Below are 14,112 nucleotides of genomic sequence, written 5' to 3'. Positions count from 1 at the left end.
TTTTATTTTTCTGTGGTTGGCTTGTTTCTTCTATAGAGAAGTTCCAAACCTTTTAATGTTAAAAACGGATCTAAAATGTCTACTGCGGAAGATTTTTCTGTTATCATCCGAGCTAGCCCGCCAGTCGCTACTACAACCGGACTTGTATTAGATTGCTTTTTCATTTCTGCGATAATTCCTTCGCATTGACCGATGAAACCGTAAAAAATACCCGCTTGCATCGATGCCACGGTAGATTTACCAATAATTTGGCTAGATTCTGCAATGTCTACCCGCGGAAGTTTTGCGGCACGATTGTATAGGGCTTCGGTTGAAATCATTATACCGGGAGCAATTGCGCCTCCTTGGTAGACTCCAGCCTCGTCAATATAGCAAAAAGTGGTTGCAGTTCCAAAATCGACTACAATTACCGGAGTTCCGTACTCTTCTGAAGCAGCGACAGCATTTACGATTCGATCAGAACCAATTTCACGAGGGTTATCGACTTTTAGATTTAAGCCTGTTTTTATTCCTGGACCAACGATTAGCGGTCGAATATTGAAATAGCGTACACACATTGTTTCCATTGCGTGCATGATTGGTGGAACGACGGACGAAATAATAATTCCTTGAATATCAGAAGGCGTTAAATTTGCATACGAAAAAAAGTTCAAGACTGTCATTCCTAATTCATCGGAAGTACGATGACGATCAGTTGTCATCCGCCAATGTCTTAGAAGTTTCTGTTCTTTATAAACTCCGACAGTACAGTTAGTGTTTCCCACGTCTATTACAAGTATCATAAGTTTAAATACCGTCCTTTAGAAGATTTTTCTAACGTATCATAACATGTTTTACTTAAAAATCCGAATAATATAGCTTCAAAAAAGAGACTGGGAAAGCCCAGCCTCTTTGATCTTATTCGTCTTTTTTATCGTTTGGAGTTTGCTCAATGTTTGGAGCATCTTCCGAAGTTACTTCTTTTGGTTCATCTTGTGTTTCTTCGACTTTTTCTTCTTTCAAGTCTTCTTTTTCTTCTTCAAAAGATTTACCTGCTACTTCTTCGTCTTTTTCGGAAGGATATTCCGCTTCTACGTCAATCGTATCGATATCTGGAGGCATTACACCGTCATCAAATAGGGAACGAATTTGGCGAGCATCTAATGTTTCTACTTTTAGTAATGTTTCCGCGATAAGTTTATGTTGCTCTTGGTGTTCTGTAATGATTGTTTTAGCGCGGTCATAACAGTAGCGGATTAAGCTTTGAACTTCTGTATCAATTTCGTAGGCGATTTTATCGGAATATCCTTTATCGCTACCAAAATCGCGGCCCATAAATACTTGACCATTACCAGAAGTGAATTGAAGTGGTCCAATCTTATCACTCATACCCCATTCAGTTACCATGCGGCGAGCAAGTTCAGTTGCACGTTCAAAGTCATTACTTGCACCAGTTGTTACTTCACCAAAAGTAACTTCTTCGGCTACGCGTCCACCTAGTAAACCAGTAATACGGTCCATTAACTCAGCTTTCGTCATTAGGAAGCGATCTTCTTTTGGTAACATTACGGCATAACCACCAGCTTGTCCACGAGGAACGATGGTAACTTTATGCACAACTTCCGCTTCATCAAGTACCATTCCGACGATAACGTGACCACCTTCATGATATGCAACTGTGCGACGTTCTTTTTCAGAGATAACTCGATTTTTCTTAGCTGGTCCAGCAATTACGCGGTCACTAGCTTCATCGAGGTCACTCATGTCTATTTCTTTCTTATCGGAACGAGCGGCAACAAGTGCAGCTTCATTCAGTAAGTTTTCTAAATCGGCACCAGAGAATCCCGGTGTACGTTGAGCGATTGCTTTTAAATCAACACTTTTAGCAAGTGGTTTGTTACGAGCATGAACACGAAGTACTGCTTCACGGCCTTTTACGTCTGGACGATCAACCATAATTTGACGGTCAAAACGACCTGGACGAAGAAGTGCTGGGTCAAGTACGTCTGCACGGTTAGTTGCTGCAATAATGATGATACCTTCATTGCCGCCGAAACCATCCATTTCAACTAGTAATTGGTTTAGGGTTTGTTCACGTTCATCGTGACCGCCGCCCATTCCTGCTCCACGTTGACGACCAACTGCATCAATTTCATCAATGAAAATGATACATGGTGCATTTTTCTTCGCATTTTCGAATAAATCACGGACACGGCTTGCACCGACACCGACAAACATTTCTACAAAGTCTGAACCTGAGATTGAGAAGAATGGCACGCCTGCTTCACCGGCAACTGCACGAGCTAGCAAGGTTTTACCAGTACCCGGAGGACCTACTAAAAGGACACCTTTCGGAATACGAGCGCCAAGGTCCGCAAATTTGCGCGGATCTTTTAGGAATTCTACTACTTCAACAAGCTCTTGTTTTTCCTCGTCTGCTCCAGCTACATCTGTGAAGCGAACTTTCTTCTTGTCGTCGTTGTAAAGTTTGGCTTTACTTTTACCAAAGCTCATAACTTTACCGCCGCCACCACCTTGAGACTGGCTCATTAGGAAGAAGAAGAGGATGAAGATAATTACAAAAGGTACAATAGAAGTTAGGAATGTAACCCAACCGCTGTTTTGTTTGGCAGGTACTACTGTTGTTTTCACGTCTTCTTTATCAAGCGTTTTTTGCAAATCGCCAAGTGAAGTATCGCTATTTAAAGCGTATGTTGTGAAAGCAGTGCTGCTTGTTTTACTTTGGCCAAGACCGGTTTTTTTGTCGTCGGAGCTTTTATCGCTTGATTTAAATTCTCCTTCGATTGTATAAACACTGCGGTCTGGCTGTATTTCTACGGATTTAACTTTACCATCTTCTAATTTACTCACAAATTCTGAATAGCTAATATCTTTGGCTGCCTCTTTATTTGAATTAAATGAAGCAACAATCCCGATAATAACAAGGAATATTATGACATAAAATATCGCATTTCTAAAAAACCTGTTCATTCCTTACCTCCTCCCACGTAAGAGCTTGGATTCTTACTTTCTCTGGACTTTTACCCCTTTAAAAGTTGTTTTTTACTAATAGCAGATTGAGAAACAATGTTTTCTTCCCCTGATTATTAAAAACATATCCGTTTCGCTTTTTCTCTCACGAAGTTATTCTATTATTAATTTAGATTTTTTAATATTTATTGATACAATTTTCACCTTCGAAAACTAAGACTAATGATAGCATACCGAATCTAGATTGCCCACTATTTTGCATGTTTGCCAGCAATTTTTTTCTTTTTGTTTTCGAAAAAGATATCTATTACATTTTAACAAAAAATAGTTCTGTTTGTTAATTATTTTCACTCGCTATAAATTTCTGGTTTTAAAATACCGATATATGGTAGATTACGGTAACGTTCAGCATAGTCTAGGCCATATCCAACTACAAATTCATTAGGTACAACAAACCCTACATAGTCAGCTTCAATTGCCACATTTCTCCCAGCTGGTTTATCAAGCAAAGTAACCAGTTTAACTGATTTTGCTTTGCGATATTTGATTAGGTCTACTAGGTAACTAAGTGTACGACCGCTATCAATTATATCTTCAATTATAAGTACATCGCGACCTTCTACTGAAGCATTCAGGTCTTTAATAATTTTCACTTCACCCGATGATACTGTACCATTTCCGTAACTGGAAACATCCATGAAGTCCATCTCTAAGTATGTGTCTATTCTTTTAAGTAAATCAGTCATAAAAGGGGTTGCGCCTTTTAACACGCCTACCACTAATGGGTTACGTCCTTCATATTCCGCTGTCAACTCACGACCAAGTTCACGAATTTTCTCTTGTAATTCGTCCTCCGATATCAGTACTTTCTGAATATCATTATGCATGCTCTCGTTTCCTCCTATATTTCGAGTGTACCTAATAATGTATTGCTTTTTGCTACGACTAAATTCTCGGTCATATGCAGACTTTTTCACGCCGGGCACCCAAAGGATTTTTCCAGTATAGTCTGTAATTACGGGTAAATTGTCGCGTTCTTGCCTTGGTATTTTGGCATCGATGAAAATATCTTTTAGTTTTTTACTACCTGCTTGTCCTTTCATCGTCATCCTGTCGCCGTTCACACGGTTTCGGACGATTAATGGAAGTGTGATGTCTTCTGCATCCAGTAGCATTCCATTTAGCCCATTTGTTTGAACAACAGAACTTTTTAACTTTAAACGGATGCTTGCTTTATTGTCTAATTCAATGCGGTCATTTAGTTCTAATTGATGATAAAACTCAGGAGGAGCATGTCTTTCTCCAAATTGAAAATGGAGTTCGTTGTATGATCTTATAACAGTGAGTTTTTTTGGTAAATCAATAGAGCTTGATGGATTTTCGCTTTGAATCATCTGGATAATCTGGTAGATGTGATTGACTGTAATAACACGGCCATCATCATTGTACAGATACATCAATAGTAAATGAATTGCGCGACGTTGTAAAGGATTCGCTTCATTTTTAAAGTCACTGAGTAAAAGTGTTGATTGTTTGCCGTTTTGAATGAGATTTTTCTTTAATAAATTGCTTGCTAACTCTTCTAAAAACTGAAAATCTTCGCTTGTTTCTTCGGAAAATCTTTTGAAGTGCTCATAAACGGCGGGATTTTCTTTAGATAGAAAGGGCAATAGCTGTGTACGATAACGATTTCTAGTGTATTCTTGGCTGGTATTTGATTCATCGATTTCATATGGTAAAGCATGTTTGGTTGCGTATTCTATGATTTCAGCTTTTGTAATTGGTAAGAAAGGGCGAATGGCATAACCGCCTCTCACTTCACGTTTTGGTTGTATGCCTGACCAACCAATGCTAGAACTACCACGAACTAACCTCATGAGAATTGTCTCGATTTGATCATCCGCGTGATGCGCAAGTACAAGTTTATTTATATTGTTCTCGGCCATTACTTTTTCAAAGAAGTCATATCTGACAATACGGGCTGTTTCTTCAATGCCTTTTTGCAGCTTCTCAGCACGTTTTTTTACATCTACTTCTTCTATAAAAAATGGAATATCCCGCTCTTCGCAAAAAGTCTGAACGGCGAGTTGCTCTTTTTCTGCATTTTCTCGTAAATGGTGATTTAGATGAGCAACGGCGATAGCTTCTTTTGGAACTAAGTTAGCTGACCATAAAAAATGGAGCAACGCAAAAGAATCCGGCCCACCAGAAACTGCCACAAGCAATTTATCATCGGATCGGATTAAGTCATGTTTCTCGATATATTTATGTATTCGTTTTTTGGTGTCATCCATTCAAGAAACCCTTCCTTCGAAATTCGGCTCTCACATTTTATCAAAAAGTGCACCGTATTATGATCCAATACGGTGCATCCTTCTATACTTTACAATTAGTTTTTAGCGTTTTAGCCGCGTTTTGCTCCTCGGCCGCCACGTTTAGATTCTGTTTGGCGTTTGATAGTAGTAAGTCTTTCATCACTATCTTTCAAGAATTTAGACATTATATCTTCAAAGCTCTCGGCTGGTTTCACATAGTTTCCAGCAGGTTTTTTGCTGTATTTTGGCTTACGATCATAACTTTTTTCTGGGCGGTCCGGACGATCTACTGCTTTACGAATGGACAGACCAATCTTGCCATCATCACCAATATTCATTACTTTGACAGTAACTTCATCCCCTACAGTTAAGATGTCATTAATGTCTTTAACATAGTTATCTGCTACCTCACTAATATGGACTAAACCTGTTTTGCCACCTTCTAGCTCCACAAATGCTCCAAAATTAGTAATTCCAGTAACCTTCCCTTGTAACTTGTTGCCTACTTCGATCGACATAAAAAAATGCGTCCTCCTTAAAATATCACTCTATTGCTTAATTATAGCTATAATAAAAAGAGTGTCAATCAGTCAAACTCGCAAACTCCAAAAATACTCAACTCTATTTTCCTTTGATTCTACCATGGAGAATGACGGCTCGGCTTTGACTTACTCTTTTTGTTTCGAATTTTCTTCGGGAATATTAAAAATAATTTCTCCATCTTTGGATAAATAATATTCACTTCTTGCTAATTTGGCTATGTACTCATCATCATGAAGTTTTTTGATTTGGTCATTTAGCGCTTCTTCTTCATCCTTCATTGCAACCATTTTCTTATCTACTTGCACTTGTTTTTCTTTTTTGTCTTTGAGGGCTAAAACTTGTTTGGTATACGTAATAGTTAGTAGTCCACCAACGACTGCAAAGATAATGGCCATAAAAGCAAGTCTACGGAACAGGGCAATACGGCGACGATTACGAGTTTTTTTCATTGTTGCGGTATCTTTAATATAGCGGTTTTCTATTCTCGCTACTTTTGATTCGGCTTTTTTCATACATCGTCCCTCCCATGTTCTTATTTGCTCTTATCTGTGAAATTCGGTAGAGAAAAAAACGTTTCTTGCTTAAAATAATATCAATAAATCAGGCATTTGTCTATTGGAATCCGCTTTTTTTATGATATTTTTCTTGACTTTTTTGCAAAAAATTGTTTGTACTTTATTATGCGCAATAAAAAATCGTTTGAAATCGGCTAACGTGCGCGATTTCAAACGATTTTTCTATCTGCTTTCGTCTGTGCGTTCTTCTTTTAAAATTGTATACATTTCTGTTGCTTGTTCTTTCTTTGCATTTTCTTCTAAGCGTTCAATTTTTGCTGTAACGATTTTCGGACCAAAGCGAATCACAAGTTCGTCACCAGATTTTACATTTGTTCCTGGTTTAGCTGTTACTCCATTGACAGCGATGCGTCCTTTTTCAGCTACTTCTTTTGCTACTGTTCGTCTTTTAATTAATCTTGAAACTTTTAAATATTTATCTAAGCGCATAGTTGTTGCCATTTTATTCACCTACTTTATATTATTATTTCCGTGCAACAAACTTACTAAGTGCGAGTAATTTGGAGCCAAACGGAAGGAAAACGAAATCTTTCGGGCCGAGCAATTTGTACCTCAGAGCAAAAACAAGAAAAACGCTTCCGCCAATAGCAGCACTTGTTATAGCTTGGAATGCACTTCCGAGTCTAGTACTTAACGGTGCGAACCATTCGAACAAACACGGAACTACTGCCATTAAAGCTAACGCAGCAACTAATCTTAAAATCATTGTTTTCTCTACAAATGGTACACGAATGGTCTGTTTTAACGAAACGTAACAGATGATTAGGACTATCAGTAGGCCGATACACGTTGAGATTGACGCGCCAATAGTTGCAAGTCGTGGTATTAGTATGCTGCCTGTAATCCATTTTACAATAAGACCGATTCCAACACCAACTGCGGGCACGATGATTTTTCCGAAGCCTTGTAAAATACTACTCAGCATTACAATTAATGAACTTAGGAAAACGGCGGGCATGAATAATTGTAAGACAAAGGTTCCATCTGGCGTTTGAAATAGCATTTGATTTAAAGGGCGCATAATAACGATTAATCCAACAGTTTCTGCTCCCGACAAAATCAAAGTAATTTTAACCGCTAATAAAATGGAGCGTTTGAGTTCTTTTTGTTGATTTTGAACCCTTGCCGCAGTAATCATTGGAACAAGCGCAAGAGCGAGCCCCGTTGATAACACAAGTCCTAATTGCAAAATTGGCTGCCCGCGGTCGTATATACCTTTGAGTGATTTAGCGATAAATTCCGGAATTCCCGAATCGCTCATTAACCGGTAAACTTGAAAAGAATCCACTAATTGAAATAAAATCAGCATGGAACTGACCACACAGATCGCTACACTTTGCCGTAAAAAAGCCCGGCCAATCCCCACTTTTTCTTCTTTATTTGCAAATACAGCAGGTTGTAATCCTCCTCCAAGCGCGACTTTTTTATTATAAAAATGGCGCAAAATAAAGATTCCGGCAACCCCGCCAAAAAATGCACCGCTCATCGCCATCGAGCCTGCGTCATATAGATTAAGTTCTAAATTGAGCGCAAGTCCTGCACCAATTAAAATGATCGCTACTCGAATTATTTGTTCAACGGTCTGAGAAATTGCTGTTGGTATCATGTCTCCCTCACCTTGGAAAAAACCACGCATGAACGCGAGTTGTGGCATAAGTAAAAACACAAAACTAATAACGCGAATTAACTCAGAAAGGGCTGGATCGCCCATCATGATTGCAATTAAACCTGCAAAGATGAATAAGAAAGCAAAAATCACGATGCTTACAATTCGAAGCATCCGTGAGACAGCTCGCATAATTATTTGCTGTCTTCTTAAATCGCCCTCTGCTTCTGCCAGCATTTTAGAAATAACAACCGGGAAGCCTCCAAGCGCAAGTGTCATCGCAATTCCATATATTGGATATACTTGTTGAAAAATATAAAATCCAACATCTCCCACCATATTTTGAAAAGGTACTCGGTAAACTGCACTAAGTAATTTAGAGATAAACGAGGCAGCGGTTAGCCAAGCCGCTCCTTTCATTAGTCCCTTCATGGAACGTTCTGACATCCCGCCACCTCCTTTCTTCTTAATAATGCACTACTTTTCGGTAGATACTTGTTCTTTCATAGCTCCACGAAGTTTTTCTGCTAAACTTTTCACTTGATATAGCCATTCTTTTAAAGGTTTATTTTGGACATTTATTGTGATTTTCAGCTGTGTTCCTTCCATGCCTACTCCAACCATACGACCAAATTCGCCAATAATTTGCATGACGATGTCTCCGCGAATTCCAGCTGTTCCGCTTTCTGAAAATAGCATCGTAATTTTATTTTGTTCTTGTTTAACTGATTCAATTCCAACTTCAAGCGCATGTACTTTGAGTTCTGTCATCGTAAATAAATATTCAACTTCTTCTGGATACTCACCAAAACGGTCAATCATGTCGCTTTGCAAGTCTTCCAGGTCGAGTAATGATTCAATATTTCGGAACCGTTTGTACATCTCAATTTTTTGGCGCCCGTCAGTAATATAATATTCTGGAATATAGGCATCTGCCTGAATGTCGATTTCGACTGGAACGATTTGTTTTTGTTCTTCTTTCGGTTTTTTCGCTTCAATTGCTTCTTTTAGCATTTGCGAGTATAGATCGAAGCCGACCGAATCAATAAAGCCGTGTTGTTGCGCTCCAAGGATATTTCCAGCCCCACGAATGGATAAGTCGCGCATTGCAATCTTAAATCCAGAGCCTAACTCGGTAAACTCTTTAATGGCTGATAAGCGTTTTTCAGCTTCCTCACGCAAAATTTTATCTTTTTGATACATAAAGTAAGCATATGCGATTCTGTTCCAGCGTCCTACCCGTCCGCGCAATTGGTACAGTTGTGATAGTCCCATACGATCAGCATCTTGCACGAAAAGCGTATTAACGTTCGGAATATCTACTCCGGTTTCAATAATAGTTGTCGTGACGAGGACATCGAATTCTCCTTCAAGGAAACTTAAAATAACTGATTCTAATTCCGATTCACCCATTTGACCATGAGCCGTTGCAACACGTGCATCCGGAACCATTGCAGAAATTTCATCAGCTTTTTGCGTAATTGATTCAACACGGTTGTAAAGATAATAAACTTGTCCATCCCGCGCCAACTCACGTTCAATTGCCTCGCGAACTAAAACGTTATTTTGCTCTGCTACGTATGTTTGAACTGGAAAACGGTTCGCTGGAGGCGTTTCGATAACAGATAAGTCACGAACGCCGAGCATAGACATGTGAAGTGTTCTCGGAATTGGTGTTGCAGTAAGAGTTAGCACATCTATTTTTGATCGCATTTGTTTGATTTTTTCTTTGTGAGTTACGCCAAATCGTTGTTCTTCGTCGACTACAAGCAAGCCTAAATCTTGATACTCAACGTCTTTTGATAATAGGCGGTGCGTTCCGACCACAATATCAACTGTGCCATTTTTCATTCCTTTTAACGTCTCTGTTTGTTGTTTTTTCGTACGGAAACGGCTTAAAAGTCCGATTTCGATTGGGAAACCTTGGAACCTTTCTTTCATTGTTTCATAATGTTGTTGCGCCAAAATAGTCGTTGGGACTAAGAACGCAACTTGCTTGCCATCCATAATTGCTTTGAAAGCAGCTCTTAAAGCCACTTCGGTTTTCCCGTAACCAACATCCCCCACCAAAAGTCGATCCATTGGGCGCGGACGTTCCATGTCTTTTTTGATTTCTGAAATCGAGCGCAATTGGTCGTCAGTTTCTTGGTACGGAAAGGCTTCTTCAAATTCGCGCTGCATTTCGTCATCCGCACTAAATGCATAACCTTTTTCAGCTTCTCGTTCGGCATATAATTTGATTAAATCGTCGGCAATATCTTGGACGGAAGCTTGTACTTTCTTCTTCACACGCTTCCATTCAGCACCACCTAGTTTGTTTAACCTTGGGGATTTCCCTTCTGCACCAACATATTTTTGAACTAAATCAAGTTGATCTACTGGAATGAAAAGTTTATCCTCACCTTGGTAAACTAGCAGCAAATAATCTTTGTGCACGCCGTTAATATCTAGTGTTTCCATCCCGACATAACGGGCGATACCATGATTAACGTGAACCACATAGTCGCCAACTTTTAATTCAGAATAACTTTGTATTCGTTCTGCATTAGAAAGTTTTTGACGTTTTTTCACCTTTTTGATTTTTTTATTAAAAAGTTCAGTTTCACTAATAATGGCTACTTTTGCAAGCGGAAGTTCAAAACCGTTTTGGAACGTTCCGATGACAAATTGAACCATACCATATTTTGGTACATCCGATTCTTTTTTCAAAATCGTGCTTTCCATATCGTAATCCGCTAAAGTTTGTTGCATTTTTTCGGCACGTTCTAAGTTCGGCGCTAAAATAACTACGGCATAATTATTTTTATGCCAACTTTCTATTTCTGTTTTTAAAACATTCATTTGGCCATGAAATTGCTGCATTTGTTTATAAACGATATTGGTCGTTTTTGACACGCGCATACTTGCCATTTGTTTTTGGAAAAGCGTTAAGTATATTTTGGGCGAATGGTTTTCATCTAATAATTTTTTGAATGAATGGCTTACTTGAACGTCGCGAACTGTTTCCATGCGACTTAATGTTTCGGTCTGCCACTCAGCTTCTTCCCGCTCCAAACTTTCTTCGGTTTCTAAAATCCGCGCAAATTCATCGAGTAATATAGCAGTGTTTTTTGGCAAATAATCGAAAAGTGAAGCTGGATCTGGATAAGCTAAACCAATATATTTAAAGAACATGTCTGGTTTTACGCCAGAACGCAACATTTCTAAATCTTCTTCTAAATTTTCAACGAGTGCTTGTTTATCTTCGTTTTCTTTTAGTTCATTTAACGTAAGCGTCATTTTCTTTTCTAAACGGGTAACAATGTCAGGATAATAGCTTTGATCTAAGATGATTTCTGTCGCGGGAAGCAAACGGAATTCTTCAACACGTGTTGTCGAACGCTGTGTCTCCACATCAAAGAAACGAAGAGAATCCACTTCGGTATCGAAAAGTTCTATTCTAATCGGAAATTCTTCTGTAATCGGATAAATATCAATGATGCCCCCGCGGACACTGAATTCTCCTGGGGTGTTCACCATTCCACTCATCGTGTAACCCATAGTGACTAATTTTTGGCGCAATACATCTGGATCGATTTCTTCGCCTTCAACGATAGATATATTAAAATGTTTCCATAACGAGACAGGTGGAAGCATTTTTCTAAGCCCTGCAACTGGAACAATTACAATTCCTGGTTTGCCAGATAATAAGAAGTCGAGCGCCTCAACACGTTGACCACGCAATTCTGGACTAGAAATACTTAACTCTGAAGAAATTAATTCATCTGCTGGATATAAAAACAATCTATCCACATCTATTAAAGAAAGTAAATCGTCGTATAATTTTTGCGCATGGTACAAATTATGCGTTACAAACACAACTGGTCGCTTTGATGCGCCTTCCACCACACTCGCAAAAAGCGCGCGCGAAGAACCTGTCAGCCCTGTGACAAGTTGTGATTTTTCTTTTTCATCAAGCGCGTTTAAGACCGCGCGAATATCTTTTTGTTCATATATTAATTGTTGTAATCCTTTCAAGGGAAAACAGCTCCTTTTTTGTCAGAAAATTCATTCTATGCAATGCAAGATTAAATCACACGCTAGAAGAAAGACCGAAATACGTGGCAAAAGCATTGCCACGCCTCTCGGATAGTCTATTTTTTAATTATACTTATTCATTACTTCAATAAATGGTGTTTGCGCAAAATCTTCAATAGCATCTGCGCTTTTTTGAATTGCTGCGATAATATCAGGTTGTTCCGCTTTTGGAAAATCTCCTAATACGTAATGGATGACTTCCCCTTTTAAAGGACGACTGACACCCACACGGATACGATTAAACTCTTGCGTCTTAACGTGTTGAATAATTGATTTCATCCCATTATGACCACCTGCGCTACCTTTTTGGCGCAATCTGATTTTCCCAACTGGTAAATCTAAGTCATCATATACAATTAGAACGTCTTCTATCTGGATATTGTAGTAATCCATTAGCGGACGAATGCACTCACCAGAAGCGTTCATGAAAGTCAGTGGTTTAACTAGAATCATTTTCTCGCCGCCCACATTAATTTCACTTACCATACCGTTAAATTTTGATTTTTTCCAAGGGGTTTGATGGCGAAAACTCAGCTCATCTACTACCATAAAACCGACATTATGCCGGGTACGTTCATATTTTTTGCCCGGATTTCCGAGTCCTGCGATTAATTTCATAAAAGCTTCTCCTTACATGAACTAAACCACTTCACGAATGAACTGGTTTTTGTTTCGATGTTTTTTTGATTATAACACGGATTTCCATTGGTTGAAAGTTTTCCAACTAAGCCTTGTATTCCGCAATTTTATTTTCAATTATTTGCCAAGCTTTTTCGTTTTCTGCTTGAAAGTTTTCTGTTTTCCAATTTTCAGGAGTTTCATCCACGAATTTTTCAAAGCCAAATTTTTGATAAAGATAAATAGCTTGGTAACTTCCTGTCTGCGTTGTTAGATAGACGAAATCACTTTTGTTTAAGCCGAGAATTTTAGATAACAAGGCTTTGGCGATACCTTTTCCGCCGTGCGAGTCGAGTACAGCGACCCAATGAATGCGGCTTGCCATCTCGCCAAATGTATTTCCATGCCAAAGCATTGCGGTCCCGATAATTTCGCCGTCTGGGGCTTCTACAAAGACGCAGCGCTTGGCTAATTTTTCTTTTTCATTTCCAAATTCTGTATTAAAACGCATCCGAATACTTTCCAATGATGGAACTTGGCCAGTTTCTAGTTGCAATCTGCACCAGTCTTCCTCCAGCCCATCTCTATAAAAACGAAACGAATAACCTTCTGGCAAACTGAACTCAGGATATTTGGTAGCACTATGATTTACCATTGCAACAGAAATATGTGGTACTGATTTATCAAGCATGAAACCGCCTCCTTCATACAGCTATTATAACAAAAAAAATGGAAGATATCGCAAACAAATGCGAATCTTCCATCCTTATTTATAAAAAATTATTCAACTGGTTCTTCATCATTACCATGTACAGCTTCTGGTTCTGGTGCTTCCGTAGTCGTTGGTTCTTCTTCAGCACGTGGAGCAGAAACGGTAACAACTGTTTCTTCTTCCTCTGCTTGCACGACATAATCTTTGTTTTCAGGAAGGTCGTTTGTAGTTAAAACATCACCGATTTCTAATGAAGAAATGTCTAATTCAATTGTTTCTGGTAATTTTTCTGGTGTTGCTGAAACTTTTACATCATGGATAATTTGTTGAAGTACACCGCCAGCTTTAACGCCTGGAGCATCACCAACTAATACCACACGAACATCCGTCTCAACTTCTTCATTCATATCAACAGCTAGTAAATCAACGTGTACTAATACGTCTTTTAATGGATCCACTTGATATTCATGTAATAAAACGTTTAATTTCTTGCCGTCTACAGTAACTGAAAATACGGCGTTTCGACCATTGTCACGAACTGCTTTGATTAATTCCAAAGAATCAACGGAAACTGGAACATTTTCCGATTTGTAACCATAAATAATTCCAGGCACTTTTCCTTCACTACGCAATCTCGTTACTTCTGAATGTTGCGTTGTTTCTCTTTTCTGGACCTCTAATGTTGTTGCCATAAAA

General features: G+C 38.8%; 11 protein-coding genes. All 11 read right to left on the bottom strand.

Features of this window, described 5'->3' with window-relative positions; translation table 11 throughout:
• Positions 1 to 2 precede the first annotated feature (2 nt).
• Entirely contained in the window at positions 3 to 782 is a 780-nt protein-coding gene (locus PQQ29_RS01555) for a type III pantothenate kinase (RefSeq protein WP_003772472.1), read from the bottom strand.
• A 115-nt stretch (positions 783 to 897) separates the two neighbouring features.
• Complete coding sequence (gene ftsH, locus PQQ29_RS01550) at positions 898 to 2,970, bottom strand: ATP-dependent zinc metalloprotease FtsH (protein ID WP_003772475.1); 2,073 nt, start codon at positions 2,968 to 2,970, stop codon at positions 898 to 900.
• 347 nt (positions 2,971 to 3,317) lie between these two features.
• Positions 3,318 to 5,264, bottom strand: a complete 1,947-nt coding sequence (locus PQQ29_RS01545; RefSeq protein WP_010990297.1) for a bifunctional tRNA lysidine(34) synthetase TilS/hypoxanthine phosphoribosyltransferase HprT — start codon at positions 5,262 to 5,264, stop codon at positions 3,318 to 3,320.
• A gap of 110 nt (positions 5,265 to 5,374) precedes the next feature.
• Entirely contained in the window at positions 5,375 to 5,803 is a 429-nt protein-coding gene (locus PQQ29_RS01540; protein ID WP_003718298.1) for a S1 domain-containing RNA-binding protein, read from the bottom strand.
• 150 nt (positions 5,804 to 5,953) lie between these two features.
• Positions 5,954 to 6,340, bottom strand: a complete 387-nt coding sequence (locus tag PQQ29_RS01535; RefSeq protein WP_003760032.1) for an FtsB family cell division protein — start codon at positions 6,338 to 6,340, stop codon at positions 5,954 to 5,956.
• 225 nt (positions 6,341 to 6,565) lie between these two features.
• On the bottom strand, positions 6,566 to 6,832 hold the full coding sequence (locus PQQ29_RS01530) for an RNA-binding S4 domain-containing protein (protein ID WP_003760031.1): 267 nt from the start codon (positions 6,830 to 6,832) through the stop codon (positions 6,566 to 6,568).
• Between the two features lie 34 nt (positions 6,833 to 6,866).
• Complete coding sequence (locus tag PQQ29_RS01525; RefSeq protein WP_010990296.1) at positions 6,867 to 8,456, bottom strand: putative polysaccharide biosynthesis protein; 1,590 nt, start codon at positions 8,454 to 8,456, stop codon at positions 6,867 to 6,869.
• 30 nt (positions 8,457 to 8,486) lie between these two features.
• The gene (mfd, locus tag PQQ29_RS01520; protein ID WP_160464735.1) at positions 8,487 to 12,026 is read right to left on the bottom strand and encodes a transcription-repair coupling factor; all 3,540 of its coding nucleotides are present in this window, start codon (positions 12,024 to 12,026) and stop codon (positions 8,487 to 8,489) included.
• A gap of 123 nt (positions 12,027 to 12,149) precedes the next feature.
• On the bottom strand, positions 12,150 to 12,704 hold the full coding sequence (pth, locus tag PQQ29_RS01515) for an aminoacyl-tRNA hydrolase (RefSeq protein WP_003760026.1): 555 nt from the start codon (positions 12,702 to 12,704) through the stop codon (positions 12,150 to 12,152).
• 106 nt (positions 12,705 to 12,810) lie between these two features.
• On the bottom strand, positions 12,811 to 13,395 hold the full coding sequence (locus PQQ29_RS01510) for a GNAT family N-acetyltransferase (RefSeq protein WP_187983785.1): 585 nt from the start codon (positions 13,393 to 13,395) through the stop codon (positions 12,811 to 12,813).
• Between the two features lie 89 nt (positions 13,396 to 13,484).
• Positions 13,485 to 14,108: a 50S ribosomal protein L25/general stress protein Ctc gene (locus PQQ29_RS01505; protein WP_003760021.1), complete on the bottom strand. Its 624-nt coding sequence runs from the start codon at positions 14,106 to 14,108 to the stop codon at positions 13,485 to 13,487.
• Between the last annotated feature and the right edge of the window lie 4 nt (positions 14,109 to 14,112).

This window comes from Listeria innocua, assembly GCF_028596125.1.
GTDB classification, from domain to species: domain Bacteria; phylum Bacillota; class Bacilli; order Lactobacillales; family Listeriaceae; genus Listeria; species Listeria innocua.
The sequence above is the reverse complement of the archived record's forward strand: the minus strand, read 5'-3'. Positions and strand labels throughout refer to the sequence as shown.

What these genes read in the sequence shown, in the direction of transcription:
- PQQ29_RS01555 (WP_003772472.1), bottom strand. Translation starts at nt 782, where the DNA reads ATGATACTTGTAATAGACGTGGGAAACACTAACTGTACTGTCGGAGTT.
- ftsH (WP_003772475.1), bottom strand. Translation starts at nt 2,970, where the DNA reads ATGAACAGGTTTTTTAGAAATGCGATATTTTATGTCATAATATTCCTT.
- PQQ29_RS01545 (WP_010990297.1), bottom strand. Translation starts at nt 5,264, where the DNA reads ATGGATGACACCAAAAAACGAATACATAAATATATCGAGAAACATGAC.
- PQQ29_RS01540 (WP_003718298.1), bottom strand. Translation starts at nt 5,803, where the DNA reads ATGTCGATCGAAGTAGGCAACAAGTTACAAGGGAAGGTTACTGGAATT.
- PQQ29_RS01535 (WP_003760032.1), bottom strand. Translation starts at nt 6,340, where the DNA reads ATGAAAAAAGCCGAATCAAAAGTAGCGAGAATAGAAAACCGCTATATT.
- PQQ29_RS01530 (WP_003760031.1), bottom strand. Translation starts at nt 6,832, where the DNA reads ATGCGCTTAGATAAATATTTAAAAGTTTCAAGATTAATTAAAAGACGA.
- PQQ29_RS01525 (WP_010990296.1), bottom strand. Translation starts at nt 8,456, where the DNA reads ATGTCAGAACGTTCCATGAAGGGACTAATGAAAGGAGCGGCTTGGCTA.
- pth (WP_003760026.1), bottom strand. Translation starts at nt 12,704, where the DNA reads ATGAAATTAATCGCAGGACTCGGAAATCCGGGCAAAAAATATGAACGT.
- PQQ29_RS01510 (WP_187983785.1), bottom strand. Translation starts at nt 13,395, where the DNA reads ATGCTTGATAAATCAGTACCACATATTTCTGTTGCAATGGTAAATCAT.
- PQQ29_RS01505 (WP_003760021.1), bottom strand. Translation starts at nt 14,108, where the DNA reads ATGGCAACAACATTAGAGGTCCAGAAAAGAGAAACAACGCAACATTCA.